The sequence below is a fragment of the Niveispirillum sp. genome, assembly GCF_017996735.1.
In the GTDB taxonomy this organism is placed as follows: Bacteria; Pseudomonadota; Alphaproteobacteria; order Azospirillales; family Azospirillaceae; genus Niveispirillum.
In genome coordinates, this window is sequence record NZ_JAGOGJ010000076.1 from 1 (window position 1) to 17,172 (window position 17,172).

Here is a 17,172-nt window from a genome sequence, read left to right on the forward strand (position 1 = left end):
CAAGATGTGCGGCGCCTCGGTCGAGTTCGACAACAACCTGCACCTGATCTTCCTGCGCAACCCGGCCAAGCGGGTGCAGATGGTGCTGGGCATCCCCGGCGCACAGATGCCCACCGGTCAGCGGGCGGCCCTGAAAGTCTCCATCGACGGCAAGATCAACCGTGAACCGGGTGCGGTGGTCAGCCAGCCGAACGCCCTGGCCATTGGCTTGGGTGACGACGCGGAGCTGCTGAAGGGGCTGACCACGGGCAGCGTGCTGACCATCGAGGTGCCGGGCGATACGGCATCGTTCCAGTTGAAGGGCACGACCAAGGCCATGAACGACCTGACGACCTGCGTCGATCAGGGCGTGGCCGGCACCCTTAAACTGCCGGCCCCCACCGAACCCGTGATCGCGCCGACCCTGGCCAAGCTGCTGGTCGATGCGGGCCTGTCGAATGCCCGCGCCATCCCGATCGACAAAATCCCGCCGCAGCAGCGACCGGGCGACTATGCCTGGCAGATCGGCGACAAGGTGCTGGGCGCCGTTCGCAGCTTCCCCATGGGAGAGGCCGCCGGCGACTTCACCAAGGTGGCCGACACCTATATGGAACAGTTGAAGAAAAGCTGCGAGGGGACCTATACCCCGTCCCTGGGCGCGGCGGAGAAATTGCCGGCCTATCAGCTTCGTTCCGGCTCCGTATCGTGCGACAGCAATGGCAACAAGATCCATGTCGCCATTGTCATGCAGCTCATTGAGATACCGAAACAACAGGGACAGGAACAGGCGATCCGAGTCCTGAACGTGTTCTCGCATGAATCCACCGACGCCGAGAAGGCGCAGGCCGACGCCGCTTCGGCCGGCATCGTCAAGGTGTTGAAGGAAAAGGGTAAGGAGCCGTTGGCCACCCCCGGCGCTGCGGCACCGGCAGCGGCACCCAAGGGCAACTGACGGCCGGCACACCCGCCGGACGGATCGTTCAGAAAGGCCGGGCCAGTCGCCCGGCCTTTTTTATTGCGATAACGCAACTATTTCCGCCGCCTTTGGTTCCCCACCCCTCAATAAAGCGGACCTTCACAGGCCCAGCCATGCCGTGATTAATGGAATTACCAGCGGCATTCTGGACTAGACTGTCCGCAGTGACCGGTATCCATCCCAGAAGATGCCGGCAGCAAGGGAGGGACGGCCATGACACGAACGGTCCCGAGAATACGCGGCCTGACCCGGCGGCTCGCCGGGGCGGCGGCCCTGCTGTTGCTGGGTTCCGCCCCCGCGCTGGCGGAGATGTCGCCGCCCCCGCCGCCGCAACCACCCGGTCCCATTTACGCCATCCCCACCCGGCCGGACCGCGCCGGGCGCGTTCTGGCGCCGGTGGTCGTGGATGGTTATGGTCCCGTCCGTTTCCTGGTCGATACGGGCTGTTCGGGCACCATGATCGGCATGGATATCGCCCGTGCCCTGGGCTTCACTGCCCCCCCCGCCATACCCGGCATGGCGGTCGGCGCCGATGTCACGGTCACCGGCAACCTGATGCGGGTGCATGATGTGCTGGGCCCCATGATCATGCCGACCATGAAGGTGGGCCGTATCGATATGGGACGGTTCGTGGCGACCGACATGGTAACGCCCGTCCTGTCCTTCGGCGACATGTCCGGTGCCGGCGGGGTCCTTGGGACCAACAGCCTGCAGGGCAAACGCCTGTCGGTGAATTTCCGGCGCGACGAGATCAAGATCGAACAATCGCGTCGCTACGCCCCCACCGGTTATGATTCGGTCAAGGGCCGCGTCCATGCGACGGGACTGGTGATCGTCCCCCTGGAAATCGGCGGCATGATAGTCAACGGACTGGTCGATACGGGGGCGGAACGTTCCATGTTCAACCCGGTGCTGCTGGAGGCGCTGAAGGAACGCGGCAAGCCCGCCAGCCTTGTGGGCCAGATCGAAGTGGTGAACCTGGCCGGAGAGACCCGGATCGGTCAGGTTTTCCTGCTGCCGCGCGTACGCATCGGCCCCATATCGATATCGGGCCTGCCTGCCACGCTGGTCGATGCCCATGCCTACACGGCCCTGGGGCTGGAGGATGAACCGGCCTTCATCCTGGGCATGGATGTGCTGGGAATCAGCGACGGATTCGCCATCGATTTCGGCACCGGATCCCTGCATGTGCGTATGCGCGTCGCCGCCAGCGGCGCCCCGCCCGGTCCGTCCCGGCTGGGCGATCGCGGCACACGGGGCGGGAGTTGAGCGCCCATCGGCGACAGGTGGGAATAAAATTCCGTGTCGGGACCGACACACATGACAGGGGATCGGGAATCAAAGGAGCGTTTACCCCGGTCTACACATGACTTCACCGGCAACGTCGGTTATTAAAAAAGAAGTCGGAGTAATGTCATGAAGTCACTGAAGACCGCCCTCTTCGCCGTTTGTTTCGGCCTCGTCACCGCCCCTGCCCCGGCGCAGGATGCGGGCTCCGCCGATTCCGAACTGCCGAGCGCTTATCTTCAGGGACTCTCGGGCCGCTATGTCGGTGGTGCCGCCGGTAATACTACTACATATGGTCTGGGGGCCGCCAATCCGGGACTGTCGGCCGGTGCCGGCGACTGGCATCCGATGGAAAGCTTCCGGATGGAACTGGAATATGCCTACCGGGACCGCGATTCGGCATTGCTGACGGCGCCCAGCGTCGATGGCGCCATCGGGTCGCTGGGCACCATGGCCAAGGCCCGCGTCAATCTGAAGGTGACGGACTGGCTGACCCCCTATGTCGGCATCGGCATGGGCTGGACCCGGACGGAGGCGGAACGCCTCGCCATGGGGTATACCGACGCCCGTGCCGAAAACTTCGCCTATCAGGGCATGGTGGGCCTGTCGGTACCGGTGGGCGGCAGTTTCTCCTTCTTCGCCGACGGCCGCTATGTCCGCGGCAGCGAAGCCAACTTCGCCGCCACCGATGATTTTGCCACCCATGGCACGGCCCAGACATGGTCCGCCCTGGCCGGCGTGCGCTTCACCTTCGGGAAATAATCACCCCTTTTCCACCGGTTCGCGGGTGGCCTTGCCACCTGTGGCCGGAAGACCGCGGCCCTTGGAAATGGCCTGCCCGCCCAGCTTGGCCCGCACCGCATCGATGGCGCGTTCCACCTTGGCCCGCTGCTGCTGTCCCGGGTCGGCCAGATCCGGCGGGTCGGCGTCGCGCGGATCGGTCAGGTCGTGACAGCCGATTCCCAACAGCCGGAACCGGCGCCCGTCACATTCCGCCCGCAACAGATCGCGCCCCGTGCGGAAGATGCGATCGGCCAGTTGTGTCGGCGATGAAAGCCGCTGATTGCGGGTGATCAGCTTAAAATCCGGCGTCTTCAGCTTCAGCGTAACGGTCAGGCCGGCATGGTCGCCCGCCTTCATGCGTTTCGACACCTTTTCCGCCAGCGGCCACAATTCCCGCTCCAGATCCTCCAGGGTCCAGAGATCCTGGTTGAAGGTCGTCTCCGCCGAAATGCTTTTCATCGGGCTGTGCGGCGTGACCCGCCGGTCATCCTGCCCGCGCGAGAAATGGTAGAGCCGCATGCCCATGGAGCCATAGCGGCGGACCAGTTCCTTCATCTCCATCTCACGGATCTGGCCGATGGTGCGGATACCCTCCGCCGCCATCTTGGTGGCCAGGGCCTTGCCGACACCCCAGATCATGCCGACCGGCTTCGGCGCCAGAAAGGACAGCGTCTCCGCACGGCCGATGATGGCGAATCCACGCGGCTTGTCCAGGTCGCTGGCCAGCTTGGCCAGGAATTTGTTGTGCGACAGACCGATGGAGGCGGTCACCCCGATCTCCGTCTCGATGCGGCGGACCAGCCGCACCAGGGTCCGCGCCGGGCTGCCGCCGTGCAACAGCTCCGTTCCCGACAGGTCCAGGAACGCTTCGTCGATGGAGATGGGCTCCACCAGCGGCGTCGTTTCCTGCATCAAGGTCCGCACTGCCCGCCCGGCGGTGACATATTTGCGCATGTCGGGCTTGATCACCGTGGCCTGCGGGCAGAGCTGCAGCGCCTTGAACATGGGCATGGCGGACCGCACACCATAAAGCCGCGCGATATAGCAGCAGGCTGACACAACGCCGCGATGCCCGCCGCCGACAATCACCGGCTGGTCGGCCAGTTCCGGCCGGTCCCGCTTCTCCACACTGGCATAGAAGGCGTCGCAATCGATATGGGCGATGCAAAGCCCATGCAGTTCGGGATGTTTTATCATGCGTACCGATGCGCAGACGGCGCAGCGCCGCGCCGCCGCCTGCGGTTCCCCGCAATCACGGCAGAGCGCTTCGGGCATGGGGTCGGACAGGGCTGTTGGCGGATCGGGCGGCATGATGGATGATGACAGGCGCTAACGAATGGTTAAGGGTTACAGCCCTCTAATGGCAAAGTGGCCAACGGGGGCTGGCTGCCGACGACCGCTGGAATGCGGCGACGGCGGCTGAACAGGGACAAGGCGGAGCGTTGCCTATGAGTGTGGACAAGGTCCAGGATGGCGAAACGGCCACGCAGCGCCAACGCCGCATCCTGATCGTGGAGGATAATGAGCTGAATATGAAGCTCTTCCACGATCTTCTGGAGGCGCACGGCTATGCGACCCTGCAGACCAAGGACGGAATGGACGCGCTGCGCCTGGCCCGATTGCACCGCCCTGACCTCATCCTGATGGATATTCAGCTTCCGGAGGTATCCGGGCTTGAGGTTACCAAGTGGTTGAAGGAAGATGATGAACTGAAGGTGATCCCCGTGGTCGCCGTCACCGCCTTCGCCATGAAGGGGGATGAAGAGAAAATTCGTGAGGGCGGTTGCGAGGATTACATCGCCAAGCCAATCTCCGTCGCGAAGTTTCTCCAAACGGTGCAACGTTTCCTTTGATGGCCCGGTTCATCCGGGCTGGTGGGTGTGAGAACCATGTCGGCTCGGGTCCTTGTCGTTGATGATGTTCTTCCCAATGTGAAACTGCTGGCAGCCAAGCTGACCAGGGAATATTTCGACGTCGTCACCGCCAATTCAGGGCCGGAGGCCCTGGAACGCATCCATGCGCAGCATCCGGACATCGTCCTGCTGGACGTGATGATGCCCGGCATGGACGGGTTCGAGGTGTGCGAGAAGATTCGCGCCGACCCGGCCACCATGCACATCCCCGTCGTGATGGTCACCGCCCTGTCGGATGCGTCCGACCGCGTTCGCGGGCTGGAAGCGGGTGCCGACGATTTCCTGACCAAGCCGGTCAATGACGTCGCCCTGTTCGCCCGAGTCCGGTCCCTGGTCCGTCTGAAAATGATGACGGACGAATGGCGCCTGCGGGAAAGCACGTCCGGACAATTGGGCATGCTGGTCTCCACCGATTCGGTCCATACACAGACGGCGGAGGCCGCCCGGGTCCTGGTGGTGGAGGATAGCGCCATCGATCTGGACAAGATCACCGAGACGCTGGCCCGTGACCGCAATCTGATCACCGACACCGATACCTGCGCCGGCGGCTTGGAACTGGCCCTGGCGGAAGAGTTCGAGTTGATCGTCATCTCCCTCACCCTGATGCGGGAGGACGGTCTGCGTCTGTGTTCCCAGTTGCGCAGCCACGAAAAGACCCGCCAGATCCCCATCCTGCTGCTGGCGGATGAAACGGATATGGACCGGGTGGCCAAGGGGCTGGAACTGGGGGCCAATGATTATCTGATCAAGCCCATCGACCGGAACGAGTTGCTGGCCCGCACCCGCACGCAGGTGCGTCGTAAACGGTATCAGGACAAGCTGCGCGCCAATTACGAAGCCAGCCTGTCCATGGCCCTGACCGACAGTCTGACGGGCCTGTTCAACCGCCGCTATCTGTCGGCCCACCTGCCGCGGCTGCTGGACCGGTCGGGCGGCAACAACAAGCCGGTGTCGGCCCTGCTGTTCGATATCGATCATTTCAAGGTGGTGAACGACACCTGGGGCCATGGTGTGGGTGACGAGGTGTTGAAGGAGGTGGCGCAGCGCGCCAGCCGCAACCTGCGCAATTTCGACCTTGTGGCCCGCCTTGGGGGCGAGGAATTCGTCGTGATCATGCCCGACACGGACGGGGCCCAGGCCATGGCCGTGGCCGAACGCCTGCGCCGTCGCATCGCGGAAGAACCGTTCGCCGTATCGGCACCGGTGGGCAAGATCGATGTCACCATTTCCATCGGCGTCGCGCTGGCCGACTGGACGCTGGACGGCGAAGGCAAGCCGGAATCGGGCGACGCCCTGCTGCGCCGTGCTGACACCGCGCTGTATCAGGCCAAGCGCAGCGGCCGCAACCGGGTGGTGATGGACGGGGAATAGTACCAACAGCCATTAATCCCGATGAGTCGGGATTAATGGCTTAGGGGGTCGCCCCCCTTACGGCATCCGGTTATAGCGAACCACCGCCTCGCTGCGATCGACCAGGATGATGGCATAGGGGCTGGTCAGCACCTGGGCGGTGATCAGTCCTTCCGGCGGCGTCACCTCCCGGTACTCCACCACCAACCGGTCACGCTGCCCGTCCCGCCGTTCGGGCCGCAGGCGCAGGATATCCACCGAATAGCCCGTGGTGGTGCGGGTGCCCAGGAACACGCCCAGCGCCATCTGATCCGTCGGCAGACGCCCCGGCGGCGGCCGGCCCGCCAGATCCCACAGGGCCGACCATTCCGCATCGCTGCGCGCCACCAGAAAGGACTGCGACTGTGCCCGGGCATTTTCCGCCCGCCACATGGCGCGGGCGGCCAGGGGCGGCGGCGCGTCACCGGACATGCCGGACACACCCCCGCCGGCTTCTCCCGCCAGCCAGGCGCCCGCCCCGCCCCCACAGGCGGACAGGACCAGCGGCGCCGCCAGGGCCAGGGCGGACATGGCGGCCCGCCCCATCTTGCCAACCCGCAGGCTCATGGGATCAGGCCGCCGCCGGCAGCGCGGTTTCCACCAGCCGCGCCCAGTAGCTGGTGCCCAGCGGCAGGATCTCGTCATTGAAATCATAGGCCGGGTTGTGTAGCAGGCAGCCCAGGGCCGCCCCGCCCTGCCCCATCCAGACATAGCAGCCGGGCCGTTCCTGCAGCATGAAGGCGAAATCTTCCGCCCCCATGCTGGGGCCGACATTGTCATAGACCTTGTCGGCGCCCACCAGTTCCGCTGCCACCCGGGCGGCCAGGGCCGTAGGCGCACCAGGATGATTGACCGTGGGCGGATAGCCACGGCGATAGATCAGCGTAGCGCTGGACCCGAAGGCGGCGGGCAGCGTCTCCACGATGCGGCGCAACCCCTGTTCCAACTGATCGCGCACCTCATGGCTCAGCGCCCGGACGGTGCCGCGCATGATCACTTCCTGCGGAATGACGTTATAGGCGCTGCCCGCATGGATCTGGGTGATGGAGATGACGCCGCTTTCGATGGGGCTGACATTGCGGCTGACGATGGTCTGTGTGGCGGTCACGATATGGGCGGCGATCACCACCGGGTCGATCGTATGGTGCGGCAGGGCCGCATGTCCGCCCTTGCCCGCCACGCGGATTTCGAACTGGTCGGCGCCGGCCATGATCGGGCCTTCCTTGACCACCATCTCGCCTGGCGGCAGGTCGGGCCAATTGTGCATGCCGAAGACCATGTCACAGGGGAATCGGTCGAACAGCCCCTCCTCCACCATCTTGCGCCCGCCACCGGCACCTTCCTCGGCCGGCTGGAAGATAAAATTCACGGTGCCGCTGAAATTGCGCGTCTCCGCCAGGTAGCGGGCCGCCCCCAGCAGCATGGTCGTGTGCCCATCATGGCCGCAGCCATGCATCTTGCCGGGCACCTTGCTGGCATGGGCGAAGCTGTTGCCCTCATCCATGTTCAGCGCATCCATGTCGGCGCGCAGGCCGATGGACTTGCCATTGGGCCCGCTCTTGCCATGCAGCACACCCACCAGACCGGTGCCGGCGATGCCGCGATGCACCTCGATGCCAAAATCCTTCAGCTTCTCGGCCACGAAGTCGGAAGTCTTGAACTCCTCGAACGCGGTTTCGGGATTCTCATGGATATGGTGTCGCCACGCGGTCATGTCGGCGTGGAAGTCGGCAATGCGGTTGATAATGGGCATGGTCGCTGAAACTCCGGCAGGCGACAGGTGTTGTTCCCTTTGAGGACATATCCTGCCGCCTTAGTCACTTGAGGGTCGAGAAACGACGTTGCAGTCATTTTATCGGCTAACCCCTCGGCAGGGAACGGTGAAACGGAGGGAAAAACATAAAGATGAGGGTAACCCGACATGCAATCACAGCCGCCTGCACCCTGGCCGCCCTTTCGATGCTGGTCACCGCCTTGCCAGCGAACGCCCAGCCGGACGAGGAAGACACGGGATGGAGCGCGCGCATCGGCGCCCTGGCCATGGCGGTTCCCCGCTATGAGGGTGCGGACAGTCATCGCCTGCGCGTCCTTCCGGTGCTGCGCGTCACCTATGACGACCGCTATTTCTTTTCCCACCATGGGCTGGGCGTCAATCTGCTGACGGATGAGGGCCTGGATCTGGCGGTGGCCGTCGGATATGACGGGGGCCGGGGATCAGGCAAGGATGATGCGCTGACCGGCTATCGGTCGGTACGCGACACGGCCGTGGGCCGGTTGCTGCTGGATTACCGGTTCGGCGCCATGAAACTGCATGTCGATATCGCGACCGACCTGCTGGACCGCGGCCATGGCGGAACGCAGGCGACGGTGGGGCTCAGCGGCCTGCTGGACAATGGTGCGGGCACAACCCTGATGGTGGGGCCATCACTGACCTGGGGCAGCGGCGACCTGATGCACAGCTATTTCAGCACGACACCCGACCGCCTGAACCGTGCGGCACTGGCCGGTGAAGTGCTGCCCGGTTCCCGCCCCGGCTATGCGGCTGGTGCGGGCGTAAAAAACATCGCCCTGACCGGCATCCTCATCCATTCGCTGAATGATGAATGGTCGATCATCGGCCACGCCGCCTATGCCCGCATGATGGGGGATGCCGCCGACAGTCCCTTTGTCCGTGATCAGGGCAGCCGCAACCAGCTCAGCGGCGGTCTGGGCCTGTCCTATTCATTCTGACCCACTGCACCCGATCTCTGCTCGCGATAATGGTTAATGACGAGTTGAAGAAATTTTGATCACTGTTCATTTTGGTGATCTGCATCACATCAAGCCCCCATCCCCTTTGTCACAGTGCCGGCGCGGCAAGGGCTGGGGCAAAGGGCCGGGGCCGCGATCAGAGGATCGGAGAGAAACTGATGAACACCCGTTCTAACGGGCGGTCGCGCATGGTGGCAGCCATGTCCGCCCTGTTTTCGCTCACCTGTGCCACGGGCGCCCAGGCCCAGATGGACCGCCCCGATGATGGCTGGTACGTCCGGCTCGGCACGTTCGGCTTCGTCACGCCGGAATATGAAGGGTCCGACCATTACAAGGTCACGCCGGCTCCCGATGTGGAAATCACCTACGATAACCGCTTTTTCCTGTCGCGGCAGGGGCTGGGCGTCAACCTGCTGACGACCGACGACCTGACCCTGGGGGCGGCCGTGGCCTTCGATGGCGGGCGCAAATCGTCGAAGGATGAGGCGCTGTATGGGTATCGCAATGTCGGCAATACAGCCATCGGCCGGGTTTTCGCCGAATATACGATCGACCGGCTGATGCTGTCGGCCGATGTGGCGACCGACCTGCTGGGCGACGGGCACAAGGGCACGGAGGCGACGCTGTCCGCCACCTGGATGTTCAATCCCGTCGGACGCACCATGGTGCTGTTCGGGCCGTCGCTGACCTGGGCCAGTGACGATTACATGAACTCCTATTTCAGTACGACGGCCGACCGTCTGCGCCCCGTGGCGCCGAACGCGCTGGTCGTTCCGCCGGGCTCACGTCCGGGATACAAGGCGGAAGCCGGGTTCAAGAATGCCGGCCTGACCGCCATCGCCATCCATCCGCTGGATGACAATTGGTCGATCACCGGTTTCGCCGGCTATTCCCGCCTGCTGGGTGATGCCGCCGACAGCCCGTTCGTGAAGGATAATGGCAGCCGTGACCAGTTCATGGGCGGCCTGGGCCTGTCCTACACATTCTAAGGTCGCTGGTGCGGGTCGGGGCATGTCCCGACCCGCACTGGTTCTCAGGCCGACGGTTCCACCGGCAGGAGGATCGTCACGCGCAACCCGCCCTCGGGCCGATTCGACAGACGGATTTCGCCGCCATGCGCCCGGATGATGTCATTGGCCACCGACAGGCCCAGGCCGGTACCGCCCGTGTCGCGGGACCGCGAGGCTTCCAGGCGGAAGAAGGGGCGGAACACATTCTCGAATTCCACCTCCGGAATGCCAGGCCCCTGATCATCGATGGTGATCGTGACATTTTCCCCCGTCACGGCCAGGGCGACCTGCGCCATCTGACCATATTTCACGGCATTTTCCATCAGGTTGCCCAACGCACGGCGCAGGGCCATGCGCCGTCCCGCGATGGGGATGGAGAAGGGAGCCGGGGAAACGCCGACCGGTTTGCCCGCGTCGCGCATATCCTCGCCCAGCCTGGCCAGCAGCGCGTTCAGTTCCAGCGGCTCGATGGCTTCCTTGGCCGCCTCGTCCCGGGCGAAGGCCAGGGTGGAGCCGATCATCGCCTCCATCTCCGCCAGATCCTCCAGCATCTTGTCGCGCACGACATCATCATCAATGAATTCGGCGCGCAGGCGCAGGCGGGTCAGGGGGGTGCGCAGATCGTGACTGACCGCCGCCAGCATGCGGGTGCGATCCTCCACGAAGGCGCGCAGGCGGCGCTGCATCTTGTTGAAGGCCGACGCGGCCAGCCGCACCTCACGCGGGCCCGCCTCGTCCAGGGAGGGGGCGTTCATGTCGATGCCCAGCCGGTTGGCCGCCGCCGCGAACCGGCGCAGCGGCCGGGTCGTGAAACCCAGGACCCAGGCCGACAGCAGGATGGCCACCGCCGCCGATCCACCCAGCGAGGCGATGAAACCCGGCTCCCGCAGGGCATCGGTCGCGGTCACCGGTGCGTGGAACCGCATCCAGGTGCCATCCTTCAACTGCCGCGACACTTCGATCACGTTGGGTTCCGGCGGCGGGGGCACCGGCATGCCGAAGGGCGGAATGGACACGGCGGGCGACATTTCGGGCTTGCCCGGCGTCTTGGGCTTCTTCTCGTACACGTCCAGCAGCACCGTATGCCCGGCACTGGTGCGCACAGTCAGTTCCCGTTCCTTCAGGCCGCGCAGGACCGACAGGCGGACCTCCGTGGGCTGGTCCTCGATCACCTGGGCGAATCCGGCCAGGCAATTGGCCAACTGCCCGCCTTCTGCGTCGGCCACGGCTTCCGCCCGGTCGGACCGGTACAGGCCCAGCGCGATGGCCTGCGACAGGAGGATGCCACCGACCAGCACGGCAAAGATCGAATAGGACATGCGGTCGGTGAGCGCCCTCATGGTGCCTGCACCTCGGGTGAGAAGATATATCCACCGGATCGCACGGTCTTGATGATGGTGGGTTCGGCGGGATCGACCTCGATCTTGCGGCGCAGGCGGCTGATCTGCACATCGATCGACCGGTCGAAGGGACCGGCCGACCGGCCCCGCGTGATCTCCAGCAGATCATCGCGCGACAGCACCCGGCGGGGCCGGGTGGCCAACGCCACCAGCAGTTCATATTCCCCGGCGGTCAGGGTCACTTCCTCACCCTTGGCGTCGGTCAGGCGCCGCTGCGCCTGGTCCAGCACGAATCCGGCGAAGTTGACGGCGCCGGCCGTCACCTGTGCAGTCCCCGACGGCGTCGCCGCCCGGCGCAGCACGGCCTTGATCCGGGCCACCAGTTCGCGCGGGTTGAAGGGCTTGGGCAGGTAATCGTCCGCCCCGATCTCCAGCCCCAGGATGCGATCCGCATCCTCCCCCATGGCCGACAACATGACCACGGGCGGGCCGCCCTCGGCGCGCACGGCGCGGCAAAGCGACAAGCCATCTTCGCCCGGCATCATGAGATCCAGGACGATCAGGTCGATATTGCGGTCGGCGAGGTAGCGACGCATCTCCTGCCCGTCCTTGGCCGCCGTCACACGGTAGCCATGGCGCGTCAGATAGCGCGTCAGCAGATCGCGGATTTCACGGTCGTCATCGACGACAAGGAGGTGTGTGCTGCTCTCGGTCATGGCGCAATCATAATCGAAGGGCAGGCGGGCTGCCGATGGGCATGTTGTTACCACAATGTAACGTCTGGGGCCCTTGGAAACACAGTGTTTCACAAGTCCCCTTTCATCGTCATGCATCGGTAAAGCTGGGATGTTCAGATGGCTTCGTCGCCGGAAAACACCGGTGACCCGAAATGCAGAGATGAAAGAGGAAGCACCAATGCGCACCCTGATCGCCCTCGCCTTTGTCGCGGCCCTTGGCGTCACCGCCGCCCATGCCAGCGACAGCGCCCAGGTCGCGGCAAAGGAGCCCGCCGCCACCGTTGCCCGCACCGAACCCGTCAGTTCTGCCGAAGCCCGCGATATCGCCCGGACCTGGATGAAGACCAACAATTACCGGTTCGGCCGGGTCGGCGACGTCCGCAAGAAGGACGATGTGTTCCTGGTGGAACTGAAGTCCGCCGACGGCATCCGCTTCGCCACCCTGAAGATCGACGTGGCCACGGGCCAGATCGTCAGCTAACCCGCACCTTATCCCCGATCATCGCCGGCAAGCCCCGTCGCCGGCGATGGTGGAGCGGCCTTCCCCGGTGTCCGGCCGCTCCAAGGTTGGCCGGCGGGCCGTCGGGCGACCCCATCGCGCCCGGCCCGCCGGCTTAACCCACATCCTTCCGTCATCCACGGAATGTCAGCGGGGCGACTTCCGCCCGAGGTCCGGAATGAAGCCCGGTTGATCACCCGAGGTATCCGCGCATGAAACTGAGCCAAGGCCCCCTGCTCTCCCTGTTCGACGGTTCCGACAGCACGCCGCTGCAACAGCGCCTGTTCGACCGGCTGCGCGGCGCCATCGTCAATGGCGCCATCCGCCCCGGCGAAAGGCTGCCCTCGACCCGGACCCTGGCCACCGACCTTGGCGTATCGCGGAACACCGTGGTAGCGGCGATCGATCGATTGACGTCCGAAGGATATCTGGAGGCGCGGATCGGGTCCGGCACCTTTGTCTGCCGCAGCCTGCCCGATGATGCCATGGCCCCGGCCGTGCGCCTGGCGCCCAGCGCCGCGACCCGCGCGCCCGCCACCCCGCCGAAACCGGCCGTACCGGTACCCGCGGCCGGCGCCGAACTGCTGCCTTTTGAACCCGGCGTGCCCGCCTATGACCAGTTCGACATCGACACCTGGCGCCGGCTGCTGGCCAAGCGCTGGCGCGATGCCGGCGGCCTGCTGCTGGGCAATGATACGGCCGGCGGCTGGATGGCCCTGCGCCGCGTCCTGGCCGGGCATCTGCAAACCAGCCGGGGCATCGCCTGTGACCCCGAACAGATCCTGATCCTGCCTGACCGCCGGTCCGGCCTGGAATTTGTCGCCACATTACTGCTGACGACGGGTGATACCGTCTGGCTGGAAGAGCCGGGCTGCCCGTTACAGGCGCTCACCTTCACCCATCGCGGGTATAATGTCGCCCATGTGCCGGTCGATGCGGATGGCATCGATCCGGAACGTGGCGCACGTCTGGCCCCCGACGCGCGGCTGGCCCTGGTCACGCCGGGCTGGCAGTTCCCCATGGGCGGCACCATGCCGCTGCGCCGTCGCATGGCGGTGCTGGCCTGGGCGCGGCGCAGCGGCGCCTGGCTGCTGGAGGATGACCGCGACGGCGGCTACCGCTACACGGGCCGCCCCCTGCCCGCCCTGCAGGGGCTGGACGAGAATGAACGCGTGCTGCATCTGGGCGCGCTGGACAATACGCTGGTCCCCGCCCTGCGACTGGCCTGGCTGGTCGTGCCCTCGTCCCTGGTCGGGGCGGCACAGGCCCTGCGTGCCCGCATGGGCCTGCATGTCCCCCTGCCGGAGCAGATGGCCGTCCATGACTTTCTGACGGAAGGCCATTATGCCAGCCATCTGCGCCGCACGCGGCGGCTTTATGCCGAACGGCAGCAGGCGCTGCTGTTCGCTGCCGACCGTCACTGGTCCGGCGCCATCGCGGTGGAGGCGGCCGGTTCCGGCCTGCATCTGCTGGGGCGCCTGATGCCCGGCGTCGGCGTCGATGATACCGGCCTGTCGGCCCTGGCCGCACAGGCACGCATCGCCCTGCCGGCCGTCTCGGCCTGCCGCCGCGGTCCCGGCATTGCCGGCGATCCCGGTGCCGTCATCCTCGGTTACGCCGCCTTCACGCCGGAGCGCCTGACGCGTGCCGCAGAACGGCTCGCCAGCGTCATCGACAAGGCCCGCAGCACACAGACCCACCGTGTGATGGCTCCACGCCGGCTGGTTCCGGCGGAGTGAAGAAGGCAGTAATGAAGCCCCCGCCCCCGTGATTTCAGAGACCCGGCATCAACTCATACCATCGGTCAAAATTCTTGACCGATGGTACGGCGGCGACTGCCGCCGCGCGGCCCATGCCGCGTAGCCAAGGGCGCGGATACCGGGGGTCAAAACTTTTGCCCCCCGGTATCACACCACCTCTGCCACCACACCCCCGACAATCCCGGCCAGGGCATCGGGGGCGATGGGGAAGACTGTGTTGGGTGTGCCGGCGGCGGCCCAGACGGTGGTGAAGTTCAACAGGTCGCGGTCGAACAGGGTGATGGGCGGGACGTTGTGGCCCAGGGGGGGAACGCCGCCGATGGGATAGCCCGTCTTCTGGCGCACAAAATCGGCATCGGCCTTGGCCAGTTTCTCACCACCCAGGGCGGCACCCAGGTGACGGATCACGGTCGCCTCGTTCACGCGGTTGCTGCCCGATGTCACGACCAGGACGGGCCGGCCCGTGTCGCGGGTGCGGAACATGATCGACTTGGCAATCTGCGCCACCTCGCACCCGATGGCGGCGGCCGCTTCGGCGGAGGTGCGGGTGGAAGCGGCAAATTCCAGGACATGGATGGGATGGCCCAGATCATTCAGCAGATTCTGTATTTTCTGCGCACTGGGGCTTAACGGTCCAGCCATCCCATCCACACTCCCTGTCTTTACCAATCTGCCCTCAGGCGCCGCACGAGCGGCCCCGCGCCCGTCGGCACCCTACCGACGGTCAAAAATATTGACCGTCGGCAGGAGATCATCAGCCGGCCAGTTCGCGCGACCGTTCCGTACCCGCCGCGATGGCGCGGGTCAGCAGGTCCTGCATGCCGCCCGGCCCGTCGACCATCAGGACATTCAGTGCTGCCTCGGTCGTTCCCTTGGGGCTGGTGACGTTGCGGCGCAATTGCTCGGCCGATTCGTGGCTCTGCCGCAGCAACTCACCCGACCCCATCACCGTCGCACGGGCCAGTTGCATGGCAAGGTCGGGCGGCAGGCCGGCCACAACACCGGCCTTGGCCATGGTTTCCACCAGCAGGAAGACGTAGGCCGGGCCACTGCCCGACAGGGCCGTCACGGCATCCAGCAGCGTCTCGTCCGCGACCCAGGTCACCTCGCCAACGGCCGACAGCAGGGTACGGGCCAGAGCCTTCTGCTTGTCGCTGGCATTGGCGTTGGGCACGGCGGCGCTGATGCCACGCCCCACGGCGGCCGGCGTATTGGGCATGGCGCGAACGATGGCGGCGTCACTGCCCAGATGTTTCTCGAAATAGGAGATGGGTTTGCCGGCCGCGATGGACAGGAACAGGGCCGACCCGGCATAGCGGGCATAGAAGGGCAGCGCCTGATCCATCATCTGCGGCTTCACGGCCAGAATGACGGCATCGGGCACAAAATCGGCCGGGATTTCGGACGATTCCTTGACGACCAAAATATCGGCCGGCAGGCCCCTGGGCGCGCCGAAAGGCTCCACCACCACCACGGAACCGGCGGCAGCGGCGGCTTTCCAGCCGGCCAGCATGGCCCCGCCCATCTTACCGCACCCGACCAGCAGCAAACTCGCACTCATCCGGTGTTCCCCCTTGTGTCCGGCGGGGACGCGGGGTGTATCCCCGGCATGTTGGGACCCCGCCCGGTTGATCAGGCCTCGCCCACAGTATCCAGGATGGCGGCGGACACGGCCTCTGCCGGTGTCTTGCCGCCCCAGATCACGAACTGGAAGGCCGGATAGAAACGCTCGCATTCCGACATGGCGATGTCCATAAGGTCTTCCAACTGCTCGGCGCTGGCGGCACGGGCACCGCGCAGCAGCGTGGTCTGACGGAACATGGGCGTGTGCTGGTCATGGCAGACATCGAAATGGCCCAGCCACATCTTGGGATTGATCTCGGCCAGCAGTTCGGCGACGGCCAGCTTGCGGCCCGGCGGCACCTTCATGTCGTACTGGCAGGAGAACTGCATCGCACTGACTTCCGTCTGCCACATGAAGAACAGCCGGTATTCGCACCAGCGGCCATTGATCTCCACCACCATCTCCTCCTCGGAGACGCGGTCGAAGGGCCATTCATTGGCGACAACCATCTCTTCCAGCATGTCCAGCGGATTGTGCGTCGACCCCTGGGTCTCAATATTCAAGGCCGTCATGCCGTCCCCCTCACTCCCAAATGACTGCCATGGCACCTTCCCCCAGGTGTCATGGCGGCCACATATCGGGGTATCCAGATATTGTGGCCCTGTCGGCGTTGGAACCACCAGGAATACGGTGCCAGCGCCATTTCGCAGGCGCAACCGGATTCCGGTTCCTTGCCGTTTCATGAAACAAAACCGGTCTGCTGCCCGGCCGTGGCCGGGCAGGTGTCAGCCCTCGGAAGCCTTGGAAAGCTTGGCCTCCAGGGCCGCCAGCTTTTCCTCCAGCGCCTCCTGCCGGGCCCGCGCCTCGGCGGCGACGGCCTTCACCGCCTCGAATTCCTCCCGGCTGACAACATCCATCTGGGCCAGGATACGTTCGAACTGCTGGCGAATCTGGCCTTCGACCTCGCCCCGGATGCCGGAGATGGCGCCCATGGCACCGCTGGCGACGCGGGCCAGATCATCGAACAGCTTGTTTTCCACCTGCATGGCGGGTCCCCTTCAAAAAAGCGCCGCATTATGGGGATAGGCCACCGGCCTGTCCATGGCGTTGGTCGGGTATCTGGTCATCGGAAAACCGCCCCGCGCCTTGCCGCCATCGTCCCCAACCCTCTATATAGTCACGCC

Annotated in this window: 18 protein-coding genes; 9 read left to right on the plus strand and 9 right to left on the minus strand. The window is 65.2% G+C overall.

The annotated features are described in order from the left end of the window. The 3 genes from KBA48_RS20875 to KBA48_RS20885 all read left to right on the plus strand — a co-directional run. On the plus strand, positions 1 to 931 hold a 931-nt coding region (locus KBA48_RS20875; protein WP_292909976.1), incomplete at its 5' end, for a hypothetical protein. A 237-nt stretch (positions 932 to 1,168) separates the two neighbouring features. After that, complete coding sequence (locus KBA48_RS20880; protein WP_292909978.1) at positions 1,169 to 2,224, plus strand: aspartyl protease family protein; 1,056 nt, start codon at positions 1,169 to 1,171, stop codon at positions 2,222 to 2,224. 147 nt (positions 2,225 to 2,371) lie between these two features. Beyond that, positions 2,372 to 3,004: an outer membrane beta-barrel protein gene (locus KBA48_RS20885; RefSeq protein WP_292909980.1), complete on the plus strand. Its 633-nt coding sequence runs from the start codon at positions 2,372 to 2,374 to the stop codon at positions 3,002 to 3,004. Here the strand turns inward: KBA48_RS20885 and KBA48_RS20890 are convergent, their stop codons facing one another. Beyond that, the gene (locus tag KBA48_RS20890) at positions 3,005 to 4,336 is read right to left on the minus strand and encodes a DNA polymerase IV (RefSeq protein WP_367273858.1); all 1,332 of its coding nucleotides are present in this window, start codon (positions 4,334 to 4,336) and stop codon (positions 3,005 to 3,007) included. A gap of 137 nt (positions 4,337 to 4,473) precedes the next feature. Between KBA48_RS20890 and KBA48_RS20895 the strand changes: the two genes are divergently transcribed. Continuing rightward, positions 4,474 to 4,878, plus strand: coding sequence for a response regulator (locus KBA48_RS20895; protein WP_292909982.1), 405 nt, complete (start codon positions 4,474 to 4,476; stop codon positions 4,876 to 4,878). 36 nt (positions 4,879 to 4,914) lie between these two features. Further along, entirely contained in the window at positions 4,915 to 6,309 is a 1,395-nt protein-coding gene (locus tag KBA48_RS20900) for a PleD family two-component system response regulator (protein ID WP_292909984.1), read from the plus strand. Between the two features lie 57 nt (positions 6,310 to 6,366). On the opposite strand, the gene KBA48_RS20905 is transcribed toward KBA48_RS20900, so the two are convergent. Further along, positions 6,367 to 6,894, minus strand: a complete 528-nt coding sequence (locus KBA48_RS20905; protein WP_292909986.1) for a protease complex subunit PrcB family protein — start codon at positions 6,892 to 6,894, stop codon at positions 6,367 to 6,369. A gap of 4 nt (positions 6,895 to 6,898) precedes the next feature. Next, positions 6,899 to 8,080, minus strand: coding sequence for a M20 aminoacylase family protein (locus KBA48_RS20910; RefSeq protein ID WP_292909988.1), 1,182 nt, complete (start codon positions 8,078 to 8,080; stop codon positions 6,899 to 6,901). 152 nt (positions 8,081 to 8,232) lie between these two features. Here KBA48_RS20910 and KBA48_RS20915 point away from each other — a divergent pair, with 152 nt between their 5' ends. Together KBA48_RS20915 and KBA48_RS20920 are read left to right on the plus strand one after the other, a co-directional pair. Continuing rightward, positions 8,233 to 9,057, plus strand: coding sequence for a MipA/OmpV family protein (locus tag KBA48_RS20915; protein WP_292909990.1), 825 nt, complete (start codon positions 8,233 to 8,235; stop codon positions 9,055 to 9,057). 179 nt (positions 9,058 to 9,236) lie between these two features. Further along, on the plus strand, positions 9,237 to 10,067 hold the full coding sequence (locus KBA48_RS20920) for a MipA/OmpV family protein (protein ID WP_292909992.1): 831 nt from the start codon (positions 9,237 to 9,239) through the stop codon (positions 10,065 to 10,067). Between the two features lie 44 nt (positions 10,068 to 10,111). Here KBA48_RS20920 and KBA48_RS20925 read toward each other — a convergent pair whose 3' ends face one another. Together KBA48_RS20925 and KBA48_RS20930 are read right to left on the minus strand one after the other, a co-directional pair. After that, positions 10,112 to 11,428 carry an ATP-binding protein gene (locus tag KBA48_RS20925; protein WP_292909994.1) on the minus strand — a complete coding sequence of 439 codons (1,317 nt, stop codon included), beginning with the start codon at positions 11,426 to 11,428 and terminating at the stop codon, positions 10,112 to 10,114. After that, positions 11,425 to 12,144 carry a response regulator gene (locus KBA48_RS20930; RefSeq protein WP_292909996.1) on the minus strand — a complete coding sequence of 240 codons (720 nt, stop codon included), beginning with the start codon at positions 12,142 to 12,144 and terminating at the stop codon, positions 11,425 to 11,427. Before KBA48_RS20930 ends, KBA48_RS20925 begins: the two co-directional genes overlap by 4 nt. Positions 12,145 to 12,343: 199 nt before the next feature. Between KBA48_RS20930 and KBA48_RS20935 the strand changes: the two genes are divergently transcribed. Continuing rightward, entirely contained in the window at positions 12,344 to 12,646 is a 303-nt protein-coding gene (locus tag KBA48_RS20935) for a hypothetical protein (RefSeq protein ID WP_292909998.1), read from the plus strand. Between the two features lie 230 nt (positions 12,647 to 12,876). Further along, entirely contained in the window at positions 12,877 to 14,403 is a 1,527-nt protein-coding gene (locus KBA48_RS20940; RefSeq protein ID WP_292910000.1) for a PLP-dependent aminotransferase family protein, read from the plus strand. Between the two features lie 168 nt (positions 14,404 to 14,571). On the opposite strand, the gene KBA48_RS20945 is transcribed toward KBA48_RS20940, so the two are convergent. From KBA48_RS20945 to KBA48_RS20960, 4 genes are all read right to left on the minus strand, one after another. Further along, on the minus strand, positions 14,572 to 15,066 hold the full coding sequence (locus tag KBA48_RS20945) for a YbaK/EbsC family protein (RefSeq protein WP_292910002.1): 495 nt from the start codon (positions 15,064 to 15,066) through the stop codon (positions 14,572 to 14,574). 112 nt (positions 15,067 to 15,178) lie between these two features. After that, entirely contained in the window at positions 15,179 to 15,985 is an 807-nt protein-coding gene (gene proC, locus KBA48_RS20950; RefSeq protein ID WP_292910004.1) for a pyrroline-5-carboxylate reductase, read from the minus strand. A 71-nt stretch (positions 15,986 to 16,056) separates the two neighbouring features. Beyond that, on the minus strand, positions 16,057 to 16,560 hold the full coding sequence (locus KBA48_RS20955) for a YbjN domain-containing protein (RefSeq protein WP_292910006.1): 504 nt from the start codon (positions 16,558 to 16,560) through the stop codon (positions 16,057 to 16,059). A 213-nt stretch (positions 16,561 to 16,773) separates the two neighbouring features. Continuing rightward, positions 16,774 to 17,034, minus strand: a complete 261-nt coding sequence (locus KBA48_RS20960; RefSeq protein ID WP_292910008.1) for an accessory factor UbiK family protein — start codon at positions 17,032 to 17,034, stop codon at positions 16,774 to 16,776. Positions 17,035 to 17,172 lie beyond the last annotated feature (138 nt).

Coding starts and splice junctions, on each gene's coding strand:
- proC (WP_292910004.1), bottom strand. CDS start 15,985: ATGAGTGCGAGTTTGCTGCTGGTCGGGTGCGGTAAGATGGGCGGGGCC.
- KBA48_RS20905 (WP_292909986.1), bottom strand. CDS start 6,894: ATGAGCCTGCGGGTTGGCAAGATGGGGCGGGCCGCCATGTCCGCCCTG.
- KBA48_RS20960 (WP_292910008.1), bottom strand. CDS start 17,034: ATGCAGGTGGAAAACAAGCTGTTCGATGATCTGGCCCGCGTCGCCAGC.
- KBA48_RS20900 (WP_292909984.1), top strand. CDS start 4,915: ATGTCGGCTCGGGTCCTTGTCGTTGATGATGTTCTTCCCAATGTGAAA.
- KBA48_RS20930 (WP_292909996.1), bottom strand. CDS start 12,144: ATGACCGAGAGCAGCACACACCTCCTTGTCGTCGATGACGACCGTGAA.
- KBA48_RS20940 (WP_292910000.1), top strand. CDS start 12,877: ATGAAACTGAGCCAAGGCCCCCTGCTCTCCCTGTTCGACGGTTCCGAC.
- KBA48_RS20895 (WP_292909982.1), top strand. CDS start 4,474: ATGAGTGTGGACAAGGTCCAGGATGGCGAAACGGCCACGCAGCGCCAA.
- KBA48_RS20910 (WP_292909988.1), bottom strand. CDS start 8,080: ATGCCCATTATCAACCGCATTGCCGACTTCCACGCCGACATGACCGCG.
- KBA48_RS20935 (WP_292909998.1), top strand. CDS start 12,344: ATGCGCACCCTGATCGCCCTCGCCTTTGTCGCGGCCCTTGGCGTCACC.
- KBA48_RS20885 (WP_292909980.1), top strand. CDS start 2,372: ATGAAGTCACTGAAGACCGCCCTCTTCGCCGTTTGTTTCGGCCTCGTC.
- KBA48_RS20955 (WP_292910006.1), bottom strand. CDS start 16,560: ATGACGGCCTTGAATATTGAGACCCAGGGGTCGACGCACAATCCGCTG.
- KBA48_RS20915 (WP_292909990.1), top strand. CDS start 8,233: ATGAGGGTAACCCGACATGCAATCACAGCCGCCTGCACCCTGGCCGCC.
- KBA48_RS20880 (WP_292909978.1), top strand. CDS start 1,169: ATGACACGAACGGTCCCGAGAATACGCGGCCTGACCCGGCGGCTCGCC.
- KBA48_RS20890 (WP_367273858.1), bottom strand. CDS start 4,336: ATGCCGCCCGATCCGCCAACAGCCCTGTCCGACCCCATGCCCGAAGCG.
- KBA48_RS20945 (WP_292910002.1), bottom strand. CDS start 15,066: ATGGCTGGACCGTTAAGCCCCAGTGCGCAGAAAATACAGAATCTGCTG.
- KBA48_RS20920 (WP_292909992.1), top strand. CDS start 9,237: ATGAACACCCGTTCTAACGGGCGGTCGCGCATGGTGGCAGCCATGTCC.
- KBA48_RS20925 (WP_292909994.1), bottom strand. CDS start 11,428: ATGAGGGCGCTCACCGACCGCATGTCCTATTCGATCTTTGCCGTGCTG.